Source organism: Bradyrhizobium sp. cf659 (assembly GCF_900113725.1).
Taxonomy (GTDB): Bacteria; Pseudomonadota; Alphaproteobacteria; order Rhizobiales; family Xanthobacteraceae; genus Bradyrhizobium.
The window spans coordinates 83,623-100,978 of the sequence record NZ_FOQJ01000002.1 but is presented as its reverse complement, the minus strand read 5'-3'; the positions used below and the strand labels follow the sequence as shown (position 1 = coordinate 100,978).

The 17,356-nt window shown below is 65.4% G+C and carries 21 protein-coding genes; 7 read left to right on the top strand and 14 right to left on the bottom strand.

Translation table 11 applies throughout. From position 1 onward, the window contains the following. Positions 1 to 10 precede the first annotated feature (10 nt). Positions 11 to 1,627: an ABC transporter ATP-binding protein gene (locus BM118_RS09555; RefSeq protein ID WP_177234280.1), complete on the top strand. Its 1,617-nt coding sequence runs from the start codon at positions 11 to 13 to the stop codon at positions 1,625 to 1,627. A gap of 33 nt (positions 1,628 to 1,660) precedes the next feature. Then, a complete protein-coding gene (locus BM118_RS09550) occupies positions 1,661 to 2,890 on the top strand; it encodes a Gfo/Idh/MocA family protein (protein ID WP_092184588.1) in 1,230 nt (409 codons plus the stop codon). On the opposite strand, the gene modD is transcribed toward BM118_RS09550, so the two are convergent. Then, complete coding sequence (gene modD / locus BM118_RS09545) at positions 2,799 to 3,761, bottom strand: ModD protein (protein ID WP_092184586.1); 963 nt, start codon at positions 3,759 to 3,761, stop codon at positions 2,799 to 2,801. The two genes, BM118_RS09550 and modD, sit on opposite strands and share 92 nt — an antisense overlap. Positions 3,762 to 3,996: 235 nt before the next feature. Between modD and modA the strand changes: the two genes are divergently transcribed. The 3 genes from modA to modC are packed head-to-tail and all read left to right on the top strand — an operon-like array spanning position 3,997 to position 6,784. Then, positions 3,997 to 4,749 carry a molybdate ABC transporter substrate-binding protein gene (gene modA, locus BM118_RS09540; RefSeq protein ID WP_092184584.1) on the top strand — a complete coding sequence of 251 codons (753 nt, stop codon included), beginning with the start codon at positions 3,997 to 3,999 and terminating at the stop codon, positions 4,747 to 4,749. A gap of 5 nt (positions 4,750 to 4,754) precedes the next feature. Then, a complete protein-coding gene (modB, locus tag BM118_RS09535) occupies positions 4,755 to 5,441 on the top strand; it encodes a molybdate ABC transporter permease subunit (RefSeq protein ID WP_092184582.1) in 687 nt (228 codons plus the stop codon). Then, positions 5,438 to 6,784 (top strand): molybdenum ABC transporter ATP-binding protein, encoded by a 1,347-nt coding sequence (modC, locus tag BM118_RS42260; protein WP_177234158.1) that lies wholly within the window; start codon positions 5,438 to 5,440, stop codon positions 6,782 to 6,784. The genes modB and modC overlap by 4 nt, the downstream gene beginning before the upstream one ends. On the opposite strand, the gene BM118_RS09525 is transcribed toward modC, so the two are convergent. The 11 genes from BM118_RS09525 to nifH form a co-directional block, all read right to left on the bottom strand. Beyond that, on the bottom strand, positions 6,758 to 6,964 hold the full coding sequence (locus BM118_RS09525; RefSeq protein ID WP_063195642.1) for a TOBE domain-containing protein: 207 nt from the start codon (positions 6,962 to 6,964) through the stop codon (positions 6,758 to 6,760). The genes modC and BM118_RS09525 overlap by 27 nt on opposite strands. A 3-nt stretch (positions 6,965 to 6,967) precedes the next feature. Then, positions 6,968 to 7,264 (bottom strand): ferredoxin family protein, encoded by a 297-nt coding sequence (locus tag BM118_RS09520; RefSeq protein ID WP_092184580.1) that lies wholly within the window; start codon positions 7,262 to 7,264, stop codon positions 6,968 to 6,970. A gap of 39 nt (positions 7,265 to 7,303) precedes the next feature. Further along, on the bottom strand, positions 7,304 to 8,611 hold the full coding sequence (locus BM118_RS09515; RefSeq protein ID WP_092184578.1) for an FAD-dependent oxidoreductase: 1,308 nt from the start codon (positions 8,609 to 8,611) through the stop codon (positions 7,304 to 7,306). A gap of 15 nt (positions 8,612 to 8,626) precedes the next feature. Further along, positions 8,627 to 9,733, bottom strand: a complete 1,107-nt coding sequence (locus BM118_RS09510) for an electron transfer flavoprotein subunit alpha/FixB family protein (RefSeq protein ID WP_092184576.1) — start codon at positions 9,731 to 9,733, stop codon at positions 8,627 to 8,629. A gap of 19 nt (positions 9,734 to 9,752) precedes the next feature. Beyond that, the gene (locus BM118_RS09505) at positions 9,753 to 10,595 is read right to left on the bottom strand and encodes an electron transfer flavoprotein subunit beta/FixA family protein (protein WP_092184574.1); all 843 of its coding nucleotides are present in this window, start codon (positions 10,593 to 10,595) and stop codon (positions 9,753 to 9,755) included. Between the two features lie 193 nt (positions 10,596 to 10,788). Further along, positions 10,789 to 11,118 carry a nitrogenase stabilizing/protective protein NifW gene (nifW, locus tag BM118_RS09500; protein ID WP_092184572.1) on the bottom strand — a complete coding sequence of 110 codons (330 nt, stop codon included), beginning with the start codon at positions 11,116 to 11,118 and terminating at the stop codon, positions 10,789 to 10,791. Then, a complete protein-coding gene (gene cysE, locus BM118_RS09495; protein WP_092184570.1) occupies positions 11,111 to 11,902 on the bottom strand; it encodes a serine O-acetyltransferase in 792 nt (263 codons plus the stop codon). The genes nifW and cysE overlap by 8 nt, the downstream gene beginning before the upstream one ends. A gap of 7 nt (positions 11,903 to 11,909) precedes the next feature. Beyond that, entirely contained in the window at positions 11,910 to 13,091 is a 1,182-nt protein-coding gene (gene nifV / locus BM118_RS09490) for a homocitrate synthase (protein ID WP_092186112.1), read from the bottom strand. Positions 13,092 to 13,234: 143 nt separating this feature from the next. Next, a complete protein-coding gene (irr, locus tag BM118_RS09485) occupies positions 13,235 to 13,720 on the bottom strand; it encodes a Fur family transcriptional regulator Irr (protein WP_092186111.1) in 486 nt (161 codons plus the stop codon). 11 nt (positions 13,721 to 13,731) lie between these two features. Continuing rightward, complete coding sequence (locus BM118_RS09480; RefSeq protein WP_092184568.1) at positions 13,732 to 14,460, bottom strand: nitrogen fixation protein NifQ; 729 nt, start codon at positions 14,458 to 14,460, stop codon at positions 13,732 to 13,734. A 65-nt stretch (positions 14,461 to 14,525) separates the two neighbouring features. Next, positions 14,526 to 15,416: a nitrogenase iron protein gene (gene nifH, locus BM118_RS09475; protein WP_092186110.1), complete on the bottom strand. Its 891-nt coding sequence runs from the start codon at positions 15,414 to 15,416 to the stop codon at positions 14,526 to 14,528. A gap of 392 nt (positions 15,417 to 15,808) precedes the next feature. Here nifH and BM118_RS09470 point away from each other — a divergent pair, with 392 nt between their 5' ends. Together BM118_RS09470 and BM118_RS09465 are read left to right on the top strand one after the other, a co-directional pair. Further along, entirely contained in the window at positions 15,809 to 16,243 is a 435-nt protein-coding gene (locus BM118_RS09470) for a response regulator (RefSeq protein ID WP_092184566.1), read from the top strand. Positions 16,244 to 16,253: 10 nt separating this feature from the next. Next, complete coding sequence (locus BM118_RS09465; RefSeq protein ID WP_092184564.1) at positions 16,254 to 16,664, top strand: ArsC/Spx/MgsR family protein; 411 nt, start codon at positions 16,254 to 16,256, stop codon at positions 16,662 to 16,664. Positions 16,665 to 16,667: 3 nt separating this feature from the next. On the opposite strand, the gene BM118_RS09460 is transcribed toward BM118_RS09465, so the two are convergent. Together BM118_RS09460 and grxD are read right to left on the bottom strand one after the other, a co-directional pair. Beyond that, the gene (locus BM118_RS09460; RefSeq protein ID WP_092184562.1) at positions 16,668 to 17,021 is read right to left on the bottom strand and encodes a (2Fe-2S) ferredoxin domain-containing protein; all 354 of its coding nucleotides are present in this window, start codon (positions 17,019 to 17,021) and stop codon (positions 16,668 to 16,670) included. Further along, a complete protein-coding gene (grxD, locus tag BM118_RS09455) occupies positions 17,018 to 17,353 on the bottom strand; it encodes a Grx4 family monothiol glutaredoxin (RefSeq protein WP_092184560.1) in 336 nt (111 codons plus the stop codon). The genes BM118_RS09460 and grxD overlap by 4 nt, the downstream gene beginning before the upstream one ends. Positions 17,354 to 17,356: the final 3 nt, after the last annotated feature.

The following is a 17,356-nucleotide window of genomic DNA, read 5'->3' as shown; positions in this document are numbered from 1 at the left end:
CATGAGCGAGATGGCAGAGGCGATCCTGACGATCGAGCGGCTGACGCTGGCGCTGCCCGCCGGCGCGGATCGTGCCTTTGCCGTCGAGGACGTTTCACTTGCCCTGTATCCGCGGCAGATCCTCTGCGTCGTCGGTGAATCCGGCTCCGGTAAATCGGTCTGCGCCTCTGCCGTGATGGGCCTGCTGCCCCAGGCCATTCGCCCGGTTGCAGGGGCCATTCACTTTGAGGGACGCGATCTGCTGAACCTCCCGGCAGCCGAATGGCGGGCGCTGCGCGGGCGGCGCATCGCGATGATCTTTCAGGAACCGATGACGGCGCTCAATCCCGTGATCAGGATCGGCGACCAGATCATGGAAGCGTTCGAGGCGCACGGCCAGCTCACCCCGACCGAGCGGCACGCCCACTTGCGCGCCCTGCTCGAAGAGGTCGGCATGCGCGATCTCGAGCGGATCATCCGCAGCTACCCGCATCAACTGTCGGGCGGCCAGCGTCAGCGCGCCATGATCGCAATGGCACTCGCGCTCGAACCATCGATCCTGGTCGCGGACGAACCAACCACGGCACTCGACGTCACGACACAGGCGCAGATCCTTCGGTTGATCCGGGACATTCAGCAGCGGCGCGGCATGGCAGTGCTGTTCATCACTCATGATTTCGGCGTCGTCGCCGACATCGCGGACCGCGTCGCGGTGATGGAGAAGGGCCGCGTCGTCGAACAGGGGCCAATGGAGGACGTGCTCGAGCGCCCACGGCATCCCTATACGCGTCGGCTGCTCGCCGCGGTGCCCGGCGGGACCCCGCCGGTCCGGGCCGAGATCGAGAACGAACCGATCGCCTGCGCGGCGACCGGACTTGCGAAGACCTATCGTGGCAACGACTGGTTCAGCTCGCAGACCGAGGTCGCAGCCGTGAAGAACGTGCACTTCGAAATCAGGCGCGGCGAGACGCTTGGCCTGGTTGGAGAGTCCGGCTCAGGCAAGAGCACGATCGGCCGGCTGGTGATGCGTCTTACCGACGCCGACGCGGGCGTGGTCCGCATCGGCGATCTGGATTTCTCCGAGGCCCGTGGGGCCCGCCTGCGGGATGCCCGCAAGCACGTCCAGATGGTGTTCCAGGATCCCTTCGCCTCGCTCAATCCACGTCGCCGCGTCGGGCGGATTATCGCCGACGGACCGATCGCGCATGGCGTCCCGAAGGCGCAGGCCTACGCGCGTGCCGAGGAACTGCTCGTGCTCGTGGGTCTCGACCCAAGTGCCGCACGACGCTTTCCGCATGAATTCTCGGGAGGGCAACGCCAGCGGATCGGAATCGCGCGCGCGCTGGCGCTCGACCCGGAGGTGCTGGTGGCCGACGAACCCGTGTCAGCGCTCGACGTCTCGGTCCAGGCGCAGGTGCTCGCCTTGCTCGAGACATTGAAGGTGCGGCTGCGGCTGGCGGTGCTGTTCATCACCCACGATCTCAACGTCGCAGCCCAGGTCTGCGATCGGATCGCAGTGATGCGCCTCGGCGAGATCGTCGAGATCAGGCCAACCGCAGATCTGCTGAAACGACCGGAGCATCCCTATACACAGGCCCTGCTGGCCGCGATCCCGGGCAGGCAACGCAGAACGCCAACGTCGCTCTGAACCGCCGCATTTTCATTGAAGGAGGTCTCTGACATGCAGAAGCTCACGGAACTTCCACAGCTGCGCGTCGGTCTCGTCGGCAGCGGCTTCATCGCCGCGTTCCATCTGCAATCCATGCTCGGCGTGCGCAACGTCAGCGTCGGCGGCGTCTACAGCCGTTCTGCCGAGCGGCGCACGCGCATCGCGGACAAGGCGCGCAGTCTCGGCCTCGGGCCGGCGCGTGTGTTTGACAGTATCGAGGCGATGTCCATGTCCGGCGAGGTCGATGCGCTTTGGCTGCTGACGCCGAACGACAGCCGTCTCGACATCATGCGCGAGATCCACCGCGTGACCAAGGCCGGGGCTCCCCTGCGCGCCATTGCCTGCGAAAAGCCACTCGCCCGCACGCTTGCCGAAGCACGGGAAATGCGCAGGCTCGTCGAAGATGCAAGCTTGCTTCACGGTTATCTGGAGAACCAGCTTTTCTCGACCGCGGTGATGCGCGGCAAGGATATCATCTGGCGGCGAGCCGTACCCGGAAGCGGGCGCCCCTATCTCGCGCGTGCCGCCGAGGAGCATTCAGGACCGCACGAGCCATGGTTCTGGCAAGGCGACAAACAAGGAGGGGGCGTGCTCTCCGACATGATGTGCCATTCAGTCGAGGTCGCACGCTTCATGCTGACCGCGCCCGGGGCAAAGCGCGACTCCTTGCGGCTGCTCAGCGCCAGCGCCACGACGGCCAATCTCAAATGGACGCGCCCCCAATACGCCGCCGACCTCAAGACGCGAATGGGGGTCGATTTCACCAAACGTCCGGTCGAAGATTTCGCGCGCGGGATGCTCACGTTGGAAGATGCCGACGGGCATCAATTGATGATCGAGGCGACAACCTCATGGGCGTATGTCGGCGCCGGCTTGCGCATCCAGCTTGAATTGCTGGGTCCCGAATATTCGATGGAGTTCTCCTCGCTCTCGACCGGCCTCAAGGTCTTTCTCTCCCGCGCGATCCGCGGATCAGAGGGCGAGGACCTCGTCGAGAAGCAGAATTCCGAGCAGGGTCTGATGCCGGTTGTCGAGGACGAAGCCGGGATCTACGGCTACACCGATGAGAACCGCCATATGGTGGAGGCATTCAGGCGAGGCATGAGCCCCGCGGAAACCTTCGATGACGGGGTCGGCGTCATGGAAATGCTCATGGGACTCTATCGCTCGGCGGAACTTGGCCGGACCATCCATTTCCCGGATCCCGAACTCGAACACTATGTGCCTCTCGTGGCGCGCTGAGGGCGTGAAGCCCGTGTCCGGCTGCAGCGATCCGCACCTGCACGTCCTTCGGCTTCGCCAGATAGGGCGATGACGTGACCAGGACATCGGCACCGGCGGCTGCATAGGCCGCGGCATTCGCCGCATTGATTCCGCCGGCGGCAGCAATCGTCGGACGGGCGCGCGCATAGGCCATCGAAGTCACGCGCTTGACCAATGCGGCGATCCCGGCCGGTGAAAACTTCTCGGCCTGTATCACGTCGAAACCGGCAACCGCTGCGGCAAGTGCGGCATCGATCGTCTGCACCTCGATCACGAGTTTCTTCTCCGGTGCCGCCCGGCGCAATCGCCCGACCGCCTCGAACAACGGCAGCTCACCGAGGAAGGCGCGGTGCTCGGGAAACACCAGCACCGTCTCCGAGAGGCCGAGCCGGTGCATCACGGCACCGCCCGCCTTCACCGCCGCCACCGCAAAGCGCTTCGTGCCCGGCACGTTCTTGCGCGTGCAGGCGACCGGGATGTGCGGGGCGACCGCTCTCGCCGCGTCAACAATGGCGCGGGTCTCGCTGGCGACACCCGACCAGATCTCGATCAAGGTCTGGGCAACCTTCCAGCTCCGCAGCAGCGCCGCAGCCGGACCGCGCGCCTGAAGGATCGGCGCGCCCTGCTCCAGCGTCGAGCCGGATGCGGCGAACAGCTCCACCTCGCAGCCAGAGAGCTCGATGATCCCGGCTGCATCCTCGGCGAGCGCCAGCACCATCGGCGCCCGCGCGGCAAAATGCATGACGCCATCGACCCTGCCGATCTCCAGCGCCTCGGTGGTGAGATCACCGTAGGGGACGTCGTCCTCCAGCAGGCATTCGAGCTCGGCGCGCGATGCAACGGTTGCCATGTCGTGCTTCCCTCCGCCGGCGTCGGCTTGCCGACAGGCAATGTCGGAAACCCGACAAGGAAAATCGATCCTGTCGCCGCGAGGCGCAGGAACACCCTTGATTCGAGGCTATTCTTGCAAGGCACGCACCAGATTTCGCCGGTGCATCCGGCACGCCGATTGCTGAGACCATTGCGGCCGCAGCCTCGCAGCAATCAAGCTGTGCTGAAGCGACTGCCGTCCGCTGGAGTTCATCATGAAACCGCTTCGCTCGATCGCCCTCGTCATGAGCTGGCTGCTCGCGTGCGCGCCGGCCCAAGCGGCGCAAACCAACGTTGCCGTGGCCGCCAACTTCACCGATGCCGCCAGGGAGATCGCCGCCATCTTCAAACGGAAGACAGGACACGAAGCGGTGCTGAGCTTCGGGGCAAGCGGACAATTCTATACCCAGATCTCGCAGGGCGCACCGTTCCAGGTCTTCCTGTCAGCCGACGAATCACGGCCGAAGAAACTCGTCGAGGACGGGCTTGCGCTCGCGGACAGCCGCTTCACCTACGCGATCGGCAAGCTCGTGCTGTGGAGCAAGTCGCCCGGCGTCGTGACGGGCGAGGAGACACTGAAGGCCGCCTCCTTCGCAAAACTCTCGATCTGCAATCCGGCCGCGGCGCCGTACGGGCTCGCCGCCGTGCAAACCATCAAGTCGCTGAACCTGTACGAGACACTGAAGCCGAAGCTGGTCGAGGGCGCGACCATCACCCAGGCCTATCAATTCGTCGAGACCGGAAACGCCGAGGTCGGTTTCGTAGCGCTGTCGCAACTGACCGGCAGCGATGCCGGGTCGCGCTGGGTGGTGCCGCAGGCGCTCTATGATCCGATCCGCCAGGACGCGGTGCTGCTGAAGCTAGGCGCCGGAAACGATGCCGCCCGCGCGTTCATCGCCTTCCTCAGGGGCCCCGAGGCGCGCGCCGTCATCGAGAAATACGGCTACGTGCTGGACGGGCAGAGCTGAAGCGCATGGAGATCTGGTCGGCAGAAATCCGCCAGTCGGTCTTATTGACGGTCGAGCTCGCCGCGATCTCGACCGCGATCCTGCTGGTGCTGGCCACGCCGCTGGCCTGGTGGCTGGCGCACGCCAAGGGCTGGTGGACCGAGATCATCGCGAGCATCGTCGCGCTGCCGCTGGTGCTGCCGCCGACCGTGCTCGGCTTTTATCTCCTGGTCCTGCTCGGCCCGGACGGGCCCGGCGGATGGATCGCACGCCTCTGGGGCGGGCGCACGCTCGCCTTCACCTTCGAAGGCCTGATCATCGGCTCGGTGATATATTCGATGCCTTTCGTGGTGCAGCCGATCCGGAACGCCTTCGCCGCAATGGGCGATCGGCCGCTCGAGGTCGCCGCCACCCTGCGCGCCTCACCCTTGCGTACCTTCTGGACCGTCGCGGTGCCGCTGGCGCGGCCTGGCTTCTTGACCGGGGCCGTGCTCGGATTCGCGCACACCGTCGGCGAGTTTGGCCTCGTGCTGATGATCGGCGGCAACATTCCCGGCCGCACCAAGGTGCTGTCGGTCGCGCTGTTCGACTACGTCGAGACCTCGCGCTGGCGCGAGGCGAGCATCCTCGCCGGCGGCATGGTGATCTTCGCCTTCGCGGTGATCCTGACCATGACGCTGGTCGACAAGCGTGCCGGGAGGGCTGCGGCATGAGAACGGCCGAACCCGGCCGCATCAACGCGGCCTTCCGCGGCAGGCTCGGCAATTTCACGCTTCATGCCGAGCTCAGCCTGCCCGCCACCGGCGTCACCGCGATCTTCGGTCCGTCCGGCTGCGGCAAGACCTCGGTCGCGCGCTGTATCGCCGGCCTGCAACGCATGGCCGACGGTTTTTGCGCGGTGGATGGTGAAATCTGGCAGGATCGCAGGTCGTTTCGGCCCGTGCACCGGCGACCAATCGGCTACGTGTTCCAGGAAGCCAGCCTGTTTCCGCATCTTACGGTGCGCGGCAACCTCCTGTTCGGTGCGCCGAAGGCCGCGGGCGCGCAGATCGCCTTCGACGAGGTCGTGGAGCTGCTCGGCCTTGCCGCGCTGCTCGACCGTTCGCCGCATCGCCTCTCCGGCGGCGAACGGCAACGCGTCGCAATCGGCCGCGCATTGCTGTCGCAGCCAAAGCTCCTGCTGATGGACGAGCCGCTGGCCGCGCTCGACCGCACCACCAAGAACGAGATCTTGCCGTTCCTCGAGCGGCTGCACGAAAAGCTGGCGCTCCCGGTTCTCCATATCAGCCACGACATGGCAGAGATCGAGCGCTTTGCCGATCATCTGGTGTTGATGGAGCATGGCCGGGTGATCGGCGCCGGTCCGCTGCACGCGTTGCGCAGCGATCGGCATGGAGATTGCCCGGACCGACGGAACAGCGTAGGAAACCCGACGAGGATGACTTCCATGCCGATCGACTTCCACGACATCGACCCGAACCGCGTCGCCGCGATCCTCTACCGTCCGCAGGACGACGTCGACAGCCTGCTGGCCGACTTCGCCCAGGATCTCGTGCGCTCGGGCGAGCGGATCGGCGGGGTCGTCCAGCGCAACGTCAAGGACGGCGGCGGCTGCCAGGTCGGCATGCAGGCGATCGACCTCATGACCGGCGCGGAAATCTCGATCTGCCAGCCGCTCGGACGCGGCGCGATGGCCTGCAAGCTCGACGCCGCGGGGCTTGCCGAGGCGGCCGTCGCCGTCGGGCGTGCGATCACGGCGGATGTCGACCTCGTCGTGTTCAACAAGTTCTCCAAGCAGGAGGCGGCCGGCAAAGGCCTGCGCGACGAGCTGGCCGGCGCCATCGCCGCTGGTATCCCCGTGCTTACGGCGGTGCCGGAAAAATGCCTGGACGCCTGGACCAATTTTACCGGCGGTATCGGCACCAGCCTGCTGTGCGAGCGGGACGTGATCGAGGGCTGGTGGCGGGACTTGTCCTCGCGCATGAAGCGGGCGCGCGAGCCGCGCCTGCCGTCCGATGCGCCCGCGGCGCTACTTGCCGATCATCACGTCGGATGACTTGATCACGGCGGAGACGGCGTCGCCCACCTTCAGGGCAAGATCGTCCACAGCCTCGTTCGTGATCGCGGAAAACACGACCAGCCCCGGGGCGAGTTCGATCTTCACATGGGCCGTCGTCGTGCCCTTGGTGACGGCGATAACCCGTCCGGGGAGAATGTTGCGAGCACTGAGCTTCATGGGTCAGCCGAACTTGAACAGCACGCCGTAACCACCGCGCGGATAGCTCCACTCGATGTCGCCGCTCTCCTCGCAGATCACCCGGCAGGTCCCGCACTCGATGCAGCCGTCGACGGTAATCTCGACCTGGCCCTTGTCGTTGAGCTCGTAGCAGCGTGCCGGGCAGGCCTTCAGCATGCTGAGGAGCTCGGGCGACGGCGTCGCGTGCGGTCGCACCTTGATGTGGGCCCGGCCGGCATCGACCAGATAGCGGTTGTAGAACAGCTTGTCCTCGACACGCACGGATGGCTCGATCGACATGGCTTGGGTCTCCGTCGCTGGTGTTGCGTTTCCTTAAAATCACCGCCAGGCGCGCGCGAGGCGGAAAGCGTCGCCGAACAGCCCGCTCCACGACCGCGCCTTGATGAACGATTTGAACGTCGTCTTCTCCTTCTCGACCTTCGGCGTGCCGTCGACGCGCAAGAAGTTCTGCATCGCCCTGGAGACGAGTTCCGGATAGGTCAGGAAGAAGTTCTGCGACTGGGTGTGCATCAGCGCGGGCATGTCCTTGTACTTCTTCAGGTCCTTGATGACGAAGGACTGGTCCAGCATCGTCTTGTAGAGCGACAAATTGTCAGCCGTCATCGGATCCTTGCGCGACTTGACCTGGAAGATCGCCTCTGCCGCGATGCGGCCCGAGGTCATCGCGAGGTTCGACCCCTCGCGATGGATGGCGTTGTTGAGCTGGGCGGCGTCGCCGACCACGACCCAGCCGTCGCCGTAGAGCTGAGGGATGGCCTTGAAGCCGCCTTCGGGAATGAGGTGCGCGGCATATTCCTTCACCTCGGAGCCTTCGATCAGCGGAGCGACCGACGGATGCCGCTTGAAGCGGTCGAGCAGGCCATACGGCGTCTCGCCGGTGCGCTGGAAGTCGGCGACGAGGCAGCCGATGCCGAGCGAGATGCATTCCTTGTTGGCGTAGATGAAGCCCATGCCGGTCATGCCGCGCGAGATGGTGCCGGCGGCCTCGATCACCATGCCTTCGTCGCCGCGAAGGTTGAAGCGGGCCTCGATGGTCTCGCGCGGCAGGAAATGCATCTCCTTCACGGCGAGCGCGACCTTGTCGGGCTTGGGCCGCTCGCGCAGGCCCGCGCGGGTGCCGAGCAGGCCGTTGACGCCTTCCGCCAGCACCACGACGTCGGCATGAATCTCGCCGTCCGCGCGGTCGGTGCGCACGCCGATCACCTTGCCATAGGCATCCTGCGCGAGCTCGGTCACCGTCGTCTCGCACAGCACGATGGCGCCGGCCTCGCGGACTTTCTGCGAGAACCATTTGTCGAACTGCGCGCGGATGATGGTGTAGCGGTTCGGCTTCTCCTCGTTGAAATCGTCGGAACGATAGTGCAGGCCGGTGTGCGAACGGTCGTCCATCATCCAGAAGCGTTGCTCGACCAGATGCCGCTCCAGCGGCGCGTCCTCGCGGAAATCGGGGATCAGCTTCTCCAGCATGTCGGCATAGAGGATCGCGCCTTGCACGTTCTTCGAGCCGGAATATTCGCCGCGCTCGAGCTGGAGTACCTTCAAGCCGCGCTGGGCGAGCGTGAGCGCCGCGGCGTTGCCGGCCATGCCGGCACCGACGACGATGGCATCGAACTTCTCCTCGATCATGACGCCTCTCCCCTTCTAGCTCGCGATCCGGTCGCGCGAATGCGGTGACAACCGGGCACGGAACGCCGCGGTCAGGGCCGGAAGCAGCCGGATCGCGTCCGTGACGATGCCCACGTGAGCGAAATCGAAGATCGGCGCGTTCCGGTCGGTGTTGATGGCAACGATCAGGTCGGCGCCCTCGACGCCGACGCGGTGCTGGATCGCGCCGGAAATGCCAGCGGCAATGTAGAGCTTCGGCCGGATGGTCTTGCCGGTCTGGCCGATCTGGCGGTCGGAGGTGACCCAGCCCTTCTGCACCAGCGGTCGCGAGCAGCCATACTCGGCCCCGAGCACCGTGGCGAGCTGGCGCACCAGCTGGAAATTCTCGGGCGAGCCAAGCCCCAGCCCGCCCGCGACGACGACGTCCGCATAGGCGAGATTGGATTTTGCGGAGTCGCGGTCGGGCAGGAACGACAGCACCTTGGTCACGATGTCATCCTCGACGAGACCGAGCGGATGGCTGACGATGCGGCCGACAGGACGCGCCGCGCGCTCCGGCATCGGCATCACGCGCGGGCGTACCGTCGCCATCTGCGGCCGGTAGTTCAACGTGTAGATCGTGCAGAGCAGCGAGCCGCCGAAGGTCGGGCGCGTCGCGGCAAGCGAGCCGTCGGCATCGACGTCGAGCTCGGTACAGTCCGCGGTGAGGCCGGTGAGCAGGGTCGTCGCCACCGAGCCCGCGAGATCGCGACCGAGCGTGGTGGCGCCAAGCAGAAGGATCTCGGGCTTGTAGCTGTTGACGACGTCGGTCAGCGCCTTGGTGTAGGATTCGTTGCGGTAGTCGGCGAGCAGGTTGTCTGCCACCATGTAGACGAGGTCGGCGCCGTAGCAGAAAGACTCCGCGGCGGCGGCCTGTGTTGCTTCGCCCTCGGGGCCGATCACGACCGCGGCGAGATCAACCTTGAGCTTGTCGGCGAGCTTGCGGCCGGCGCCCATCAGCTCCCAGGACACCGGGTGAACCTGACCGCGCTCCTGCTCGATGAAGACCCAGACATGCTTGTAGGCCTTGAAGTGCTCCGGCAGCTCCTTCTTGGTCGCGGCGCGCCCGGAAGCAGGTGCGGCGGTTTTCGGTGCTGTGCTCATCGTGCTTGCTCCCCTCGCCTCAATAGCCGCGCGCCAGCGCCGCGAGCTCGGTCTCGAGCGCCGGCTGGCGTTTGAAGATGGCGTCGATCAGCGCCTCCGCCGGCTGCTCGCCGGCTTCGATCAGCATCGCCTTCTCGCTGCGCGCCGCAGGCGCGAACACCCGCTTGACGATGGTGGGCGAGCCGCGCAGGCCGCATTTCGAGATGTCCTCGACGCCGGCATCCTGCGCGCTCCATTTCACGATCGGCGCGCGCGCGGCGCGCAAGGCGTCGGCCATCGCACCGCGGCGGATCTGGTTGGTCGCCTCCAGCATGGTGACGAGGCACGGCAGCCTGGTACGTAGGAGCTGCACGCCTCCCTCGGAGCGCCGCTCGGCGTCGATGGTGCGGGCCGTGAGGTCGAGCGCGCTGATCTTGGCCACATAGGTGAGCTGCAACAGGCCGAGCCGCTTGGCGATGCCGGGACCGACCTGCGCGGTATCGCCGTCGATGGTCTGCTTGCCCGTGAAGACGAGGTCGGGCGCGCCGAACTCGGTCGAGATCTTGCGGATCGCGGTGGCGAGCGCGTAGGTGGTGGCGAGCGTATCGGCGCCGGCAAAGAAGCGATCGGTCAGCAGCACGGCGCGGTCGGCGCCGAAGGTCAGCGCCTTGCGCAAGGAATCCTCGGCCGAGGGCGGCCCCATGGTCAGCACCGTGACCTCACCGCCGAACTGGTCGCGCAGCTCGAGCGCCGCTTCCAGCGCAAAGAGGTCGTAGGGGTTGATGATGGTCGGCACCCCCTGGCGCATGATGGTGTTGGTCACCGGATGCACGCGAATCTGCGCGGAGTCGGGAACCTGCTTGATGCAAACGACGATGTGCATGCGCTTCTCCAGGACTCGTCTACGGGACTTGGTTCGCAAGAAGAACAGCAAGTGTCGTACCAACTGCCGACGCGACGAAAATCAGATGTCGCTACAGCAACTTACAAAAGTGACGGTATCGGCTGCATCCCCTTCGGGCAGCGGAGCCGACAACGCTGCTGCGACACGCGTCGCAAATGCGACAGAGCACTGCTCACTTCAGCGTGCCGATCTGCACCAATGTCGGCGCCTGCTTCGGCTGCGGCGCGACGGCATCCTTCAGGACCTTGAAGACGCGCTGATCGATCGGGGACGACGCGACGAAGTCCGCGTAGGCACGCTCCAGCACCGTCTTGCACCGCTCTGCCACGGCCTGGTCGGTCGCACCGGCAAAATCCTCTCCGGCGAGGTACTGACCCATGCGCCGCAGGATATGCAGCCGCGCCACATTGACGATCCTGGGATCATAGTCGACGCCGAGCAGTGTGAAGAACTCCTCGGCCGCCGATGCCTTGTGGAGTTGTGCCAGGATTCCGTCAGCCATTGTCGACCTCCATCGGGCTCGGCGGCGCCGCACAAATCGTGTTCGACGTCGCGGGAGCGCCCGCGTCTCTCGCGCGCTTCTGCATGTGGGTCAGCCGCGCCTCCAGGAACTCGACGCGGTCGAGCAGCACCGCGATGGCGTCGCCGACGGGATCGGGCATCAGATGATGGTCGAGATCGATCCGGCCGACAACGCGGCGATGACCGAGTTGGGGACGCACGACGCGCGCGGGAATGCCGACCACGGTAACGTCCGGCGGCGTGCTGTCGATCACCACCGAATTGGCACCGACGCGCGAGCCGGCGCCGACCGTGATCGGCCCGAGAATCTTGGCGCCCGCCCCGACCACGACGCGATCTTCCAGCGTCGGATGGCGCTTGCCGGGAAACCACGACGTGCCGCCGAGCGTGACGCCGTGATAGAGCGTGACGTCGTCGCCGATCTCCGCGGTCTCGCCGATGACGACGCAGGCGCCGTGATCGATGAAGAAGCGCCGGCCGATACGCGCGCCGGGATGAATGTCGACGTTGCTCGCGAAGCGCCCGAACCACGATAGAAGCCTGGCCGGAAAGCGCCAGCCGCCGGCCCACAGCCGGTTGGCAATCCGGTACCAGATCACGGCATGGATGCCGGGATAGGTCAGGAGCGTCTCGAACTGGCCACGCGCGGCCGGATCGCGCAGGCGCACGCAGCCAATGTCCTCGCGGATCAGCTTCAGCAGCGACGGCTTTACCGGCCCGGGAGGGGACGGTTCGGCGAGTGGAATATCGACGACACAGGCCATGGCAACCTCACGCGCAATTGAGAAGCGAGCGCTCGCGCACCTCGCGCCAGATCGCCGTCACCGTCTCGCGCGCAACCGCCCCCTTGTGCGCGACTGCGTGCTGGCGGACGCGGGCAAGAACGGTCCTGGCTTCTTCGACGCTGAACGAAAGCTGCAGCTCGGCGAGCAGCGCGGTGATCGCGGCGAGCCCCGAATGCTTGCCGATCACGATGCGATTGGAGCGCCCGAGCAGCCGCGGATCGAGCGCCTGGTAGGTCCGCTGGTCCTTCAACAGCCCGTCGACGTGAATGCCGGATTCGTGGGTGAAGACGTGCTCGCCGACGATCGCCTTGTTGAGCGGAATGGCGCGCGCCGCGGCGGCAGCCACGACGGATGCGACGTTCTCCAGTTCGGACAGCACCACACCGGTATCGCAGCCATAGAGCTGCTTGAGCGCGACGGCGACCTCCTCCAGCGGAGCGTTGCCGGCCCGCTCGCCGAGACCTATCACGGTGACGGAGGCATGCGTCGCACCGGCCTTGATCGCAGCCAGCGTATTGGCGGTCGCAAGCCCCAGGTCGTCATGGCCATGAAATTCGAGCTCGATATCGGTGGTGGCGCGAAGCGCTCCGATCAACGCGAAGGCGGCGTCGGGATCGAGCACGCTCAACGTGTCGGCGATGCGGAAGCGCCGCGCGCCGGCAGCTTTCGCTGCCGCGATCAGATCGACGAGGAACTCGATATTGGCACGCGAGGAATCCTCGCCGCCGACCGCAACGTCCAGGCCCTTGTCGCGGGCATAGCCGACCACGCGTCGCACCTGGTCGAGCGCCGCTTGCCGGCTGCCGCCGAGCTTGGCGGCGATTTGCACGTCGGAGGCGGGGATCGAGACATTCACCATGGAGACGCCGGTCTCGATGGCCGCATCGACGTCCGACCGCTTCATCCTGCACCAGCCGATGATCGTCGCCGGCAGGCCGGCTTCGACGATCGCACGGATTGCGCCGATCTCCTCATGGCCCATCGCCGGCGTTCCAGCTTCGATCTCCATGATGCCGGCCCGCGCCAGCGCGCTGGCAATGGACACCTTTTCGGCGGTCGTGAAGGCCACGCCGGGCGCTTGCTCGCCATCGCGCAATGTCGTGTCGTTGAGGACAATCGATCTCGACTGCTTGTTGTCGGACAGGGACAATTTGCCGGCGAAGGCCATCGGGAGGCTCCGTAGTTCGTCTTCCGCCGACACCTCAGCAACCGCCGTGCCATCGCCGGCAGCGTCGCCAGGCATTTGAAATCGTTTGATTTCCCGGCTTCGACGAACTTTGTCGCAAATCCGACAGGGTCGGAAAGGCGACGTCACGTGTCGCTGGGCTTACGGCGGATATGAATGATGATGTCGAGCCTGGCGATCTCGTGCCCCGGCAAGGCATCCGGCACGTGCTCGAGCACGAGCCTTTCCGGAACATCGATCAAGACGTCCTCGCCGACGAGATAAAAATGCGGATGCACGCTGGTGTTGGTGTCGAAGAAGGACCGCGATCCGTCGGGACCGATCCGCCGCAACAAGCCGGCCTGAGTGAACTGGTTCAGGGTGTTGTAGACGGTCGCAAGCGACAGGTAGACGTCGGCTTCGAGAGCCTCGCTGTGAAGCATCTCGGCCGTGACGTGACGATCGCCTTTGCCGAACAGCAATTCGGCCAAGCTCAAGCGTTGGCGCGTCGGACGCAGGCCCGCTTTGCGCAACCGCCGCACCGCGGTGCAGTCATTGTCGCACGGCGCAGGCCACGCAGGCGGCCCCTGCTCCAGCGAATCCGCGACCGATCTTTCCGCGATGACATCCATGTCCATGGGTCTCAGGTCCAGCCACCGCCGCCGGAAACGGACTGATCGCCGCCACCGCGCAAAAATTCCCGCCGGCGCTCCGCCATCCGGCTCTCGCCGCTTTCCTCACCGAAGCAGAGATCGAAATCGTTGCATTGCGTGCAGACCGGCGACGTGCACATCACGAAACCATCGTCCTCGCACAGCATGCGATAGAAGAAGCGCTTCCAGCGCATATTCCCGGTGTTGCGGGCGGCTAGCGGCGCAAAATGACGCGTCAGGAGGCGCGACAATTCCGGCCGCTCGCGCAATCCAAGGTCTTCCCAGAGATGGTTCGGCTCCATGGCGCGCCGCGCCACCATTGCCGCGAGCCAGCGGCCGGTCTCGCCTTCGGTCGATCGTTGCGCAAGCAGGAGATCGCGCACCATGATCGTCTCATCGTCGATTTCCGAAGCCGATTTCGGCATCCACGCGAACGCGCGAACCATCGCGGACGGGAAATAGCGGGCAAGCACATCGTTGAGCTGCTGCTCCGAAAGACCGGCGCGTTCTGCGATGGCGCCGCCGTCCATCACGGCCGCGGCCAGGATCGAGGCCAATACATGACGATCGAAGTCCTCGTCGTCGCTGATGTCGGCCCCCGCCGGATCGTGGCCGGTCAGCAGGCGGTAGAACTCTATTCCGGTATGCGCCTCGCCGGTACTGCAGCCAGCCGGCGGAGATGACGCCGATTCGATCGTGCTTAGCTGCGCTACAATCATGAGAAGCTCCGCCGGCTATGCCGAAACGTGCCGGCCTCCCGATCGGGAAGGCCGGCACATGCGTGTTACGCCGACATTGCTGCAAGTTCGGCAGCGGTCTTGCCGACAACGGTCTCGTCGACCGGTTTCATGATGCCGTGCTCCATCAACATATCCTCGAGCTCGTCCATCGTGATCGGGGTCGGGATGATGCCCTTGCCGGCATTGTTGTGGATCTTGTGCGCAAGCTTGCGATAGTGCTCGGCCTGCTGGGACTCCGGTGCATATTCCAGAACCGTCATGCGGCGCAGCTCCGCGTGCTGCACGATGTTGTCGCGTGGCACGAAGTAGATCAGCTGGGTGCCGAGCTTCTTGGCCATGGCTTCCGCCAACTCCAGCTCCTTGTCGGTCTGCCGTTCGTTGCAGACGAGGCCACCGAGGCGCACGCCGCCGGAATTGGCGTACTTCAAAATGCCCTTGGAGATGTTGTTGGCGGCATACATCGCCATCATCTCGCCGGACATCACGATGTAGATCTCCTGCGCCTTGTTCTCGCGGATCGGCATCGCGAAGCCGCCGCAGACGACGTCGCCGAGCACGTCGTAGGACACGTAGTCGATGTCCTCATAGGCGCCGTTCTCTTCCAGGAAGTTGATCGAGGTGATGACGCCGCGGCCGGCACAGCCGACGCCCGGCTCCGGGCCGCCGGACTCGACGCAGCGGATGTCCCGATAGCCGACCTTCATGACGTCCTCGATCTCGAGGTCCTCGACGCTGCCCGCGTTGGCGGCAAGGCTCAGAATTGTGTCCTGCGCCTTGGCGTGCAGGATCAGGCGGGTCGAGTCCGCCTTGGGATCGCAGCCGACGATCAGGATCCTGTGACCCATCTCGGCAAGCGCCGCGAGCGTGTTCTGCGACGTCGTCGATTTGCCGATACCACCCTTGCCGTAAAACGCGATTTGTCTCAGTGAAGACATGTTGCTCTCCATCAACCGATTGCCAATGACTCCGCGCTGCTCGCGCGAGATTGCTTCTCTCTCAGAAGCGTGGGCCCGCGGGGTTCGGGAAGGAGAACATCGCTCGCCAGCAGCGTCGGCGTGTTCTCAGCCCTCACTCGTTGTTGCTGCATCCAAATAGCAACTGGCGTGCCATTCGCTGCGCACGCACTAAGACGCTGATCGCACTCGTAAAATATTTCGCTGCCCGCAGCCGACAGAAGCTGTGTCGAACCCTACAGAGGTAGGGCCTCTGTCAGGAACCGGACAAGAATCGAAGCGATGGCGGTGCAAATGCACCGCGATCGCCGGAGCGCAGATGCGGAACGGAAATTGCTAATCCTCGTTGCAAGGCGATTTGAGGAGAACGACAGATGCAGATCGGTGTCGAGACAGCCAAGGCCGTCGACCAGCGGCGCGTGTTCGTGGTCGATGAAGACGAGATCACGCGCGCGGCACTCCAGTTCATGCTGCATGACGAGATCGAGACCCACGAGCTCGCCACGCCGGAAGAGGCCTACGCAAAGGGCGTGGACTGGCTGAAGCCCGACGTGGTGCTGCTCGGGGTCTCCTTCCTGAAGGCCCGCGGACCGAGCCTGATCGGCGAGCTCGGCGCGAGATTTCCCGGCGTCCGCGTTCTCATCGTCACCGATAAGTCCGACGAGACCACCGCGGTCGAAGGAATGAAGGCGGGCGCTCACGGCGCCGTGGTGAAGCCGCTGACGCTGGAAGGCGTCCGCAAGAAGGTCGACACGATCCTAGGCCGCGGCGGCGCCGCCCCGCTGATCCAGCTCAGCGCGATGAAATAGGAGCCTGGATGTGGCGATCGTCCTGTTCTACCAAAAGCCCGGCTGCGGAACCAACGCCCGGCAGATCCGCGCGCTGGAAGCAGCCGGTCATCAGGTGATCGCGAAGAGCCTGTTGGCCGAACGCTGGACCGCTCAGGACCTGCGCGCCTTCTTCGGCGAGACGCCCGTTACGACCTGGTTCAACCCGGCCGCGCCGCGCGTGAAATCAGGCGAGGTGAAGCCGGCGGAGATCGACGCGGCGGGCGCGATCGCCCTGATGCTCGACGATCCCTTGCTGATCCGACGTCCGCTGATCGAAGCCGGTGGAGCAAGATGCGCCGGCTTCGACCGCGAGCCGGTGCCGTCGTTGCTGGGCGCCGAGCGAAGCGACCTCCAGGGCTGCACGCGCCCGGAAGCGATGCCGCGCTGCGCGGAGCAGTGACGCTCAGCTCCGCGCGAGCACCATCACCAGGCGATCGACGCGCCGACCCTGCGCGAGATGCTCATCAACGATCTGGTCGATGTCCTCCAGCGTGGTCGGCCGATACCAGACGCCATCGGGATAGACCACCATCAGAGGACCGGCGCCGCAGAAACCGAGACATCCTGATGCGGTGAAACCGACATCGGTGAGCCCCTTTGCCTCGATCGCCTTGCCGAGCCGTTCCCAGAGCGGCCCGCCGCCGGCCGCTCCGCAGCTCCCACGTGGATGGCCAGGCGGACGCTGGGTGTGGCAGGCGAAGACGTGATGGCGGTAGAGCTGCGGGAGCTCGAACTCTTCGGTCATTCCGTCGCTCATGACGCCGCCACCGCAACGCCCTTGTCGTTCAGCACCGCGGTCAGCTCACCCAGCTTGAACATCTCGCGCACGATGTCGCAGCCGCCGAGAAACTCGCCCTTGACGTAGAGCTGGGGGATGGTCGGCCAGCTCGAGAACACCTTGATGCCCTCGCGGATGTCGGGATCCGCCAGTACGTTGACGCCGGTGAAGGGCACACCGAGGCCGTTCAGGATCTGCACGACAGCGCCGGAGAAGCCGCATTGCGGCGCGGCCGGAACGCCCTTCATGAACAGCACGACATCGCTGCCAGCGATGATGTCCTTGATACGTTGTTCGGTCGGATCGCTCATGCT

What these genes read in the sequence shown, in the direction of transcription:
- BM118_RS09555 (WP_177234280.1), top strand. Translation starts at nt 11, where the DNA reads ATGGCAGAGGCGATCCTGACGATCGAGCGGCTGACGCTGGCGCTGCCC.
- BM118_RS09550 (WP_092184588.1), top strand. Translation starts at nt 1,661, where the DNA reads ATGCAGAAGCTCACGGAACTTCCACAGCTGCGCGTCGGTCTCGTCGGC.
- modD (WP_092184586.1), bottom strand. Translation starts at nt 3,761, where the DNA reads ATGGCAACCGTTGCATCGCGCGCCGAGCTCGAATGCCTGCTGGAGGAC.
- modA (WP_092184584.1), top strand. Translation starts at nt 3,997, where the DNA reads ATGAAACCGCTTCGCTCGATCGCCCTCGTCATGAGCTGGCTGCTCGCG.
- modB (WP_092184582.1), top strand. Translation starts at nt 4,755, where the DNA reads ATGGAGATCTGGTCGGCAGAAATCCGCCAGTCGGTCTTATTGACGGTC.
- modC (WP_177234158.1), top strand. Translation starts at nt 5,438, where the DNA reads ATGAGAACGGCCGAACCCGGCCGCATCAACGCGGCCTTCCGCGGCAGG.
- BM118_RS09525 (WP_063195642.1), bottom strand. Translation starts at nt 6,964, where the DNA reads ATGAAGCTCAGTGCTCGCAACATTCTCCCCGGACGGGTTATCGCCGTC.
- BM118_RS09520 (WP_092184580.1), bottom strand. Translation starts at nt 7,264, where the DNA reads ATGTCGATCGAGCCATCCGTGCGTGTCGAGGACAAGCTGTTCTACAAC.
- BM118_RS09515 (WP_092184578.1), bottom strand. Translation starts at nt 8,611, where the DNA reads ATGATCGAGGAGAAGTTCGATGCCATCGTCGTCGGTGCCGGCATGGCC.
- BM118_RS09510 (WP_092184576.1), bottom strand. Translation starts at nt 9,733, where the DNA reads ATGAGCACAGCACCGAAAACCGCCGCACCTGCTTCCGGGCGCGCCGCG.
- BM118_RS09505 (WP_092184574.1), bottom strand. Translation starts at nt 10,595, where the DNA reads ATGCACATCGTCGTTTGCATCAAGCAGGTTCCCGACTCCGCGCAGATT.
- nifW (WP_092184572.1), bottom strand. Translation starts at nt 11,118, where the DNA reads ATGGCTGACGGAATCCTGGCACAACTCCACAAGGCATCGGCGGCCGAG.
- cysE (WP_092184570.1), bottom strand. Translation starts at nt 11,902, where the DNA reads ATGGCCTGTGTCGTCGATATTCCACTCGCCGAACCGTCCCCTCCCGGG.
- nifV (WP_092186112.1), bottom strand. Translation starts at nt 13,091, where the DNA reads ATGGCCTTCGCCGGCAAATTGTCCCTGTCCGACAACAAGCAGTCGAGA.
- irr (WP_092186111.1), bottom strand. Translation starts at nt 13,720, where the DNA reads ATGGATGTCATCGCGGAAAGATCGGTCGCGGATTCGCTGGAGCAGGGG.
- BM118_RS09480 (WP_092184568.1), bottom strand. Translation starts at nt 14,460, where the DNA reads ATGATTGTAGCGCAGCTAAGCACGATCGAATCGGCGTCATCTCCGCCG.
- nifH (WP_092186110.1), bottom strand. Translation starts at nt 15,416, where the DNA reads ATGTCTTCACTGAGACAAATCGCGTTTTACGGCAAGGGTGGTATCGGC.
- BM118_RS09470 (WP_092184566.1), top strand. Translation starts at nt 15,809, where the DNA reads ATGCAGATCGGTGTCGAGACAGCCAAGGCCGTCGACCAGCGGCGCGTG.
- BM118_RS09460 (WP_092184562.1), bottom strand. Translation starts at nt 17,021, where the DNA reads ATGAGCGACGGAATGACCGAAGAGTTCGAGCTCCCGCAGCTCTACCGC.
- grxD (WP_092184560.1), bottom strand. Translation starts at nt 17,353, where the DNA reads ATGAGCGATCCGACCGAACAACGTATCAAGGACATCATCGCTGGCAGC.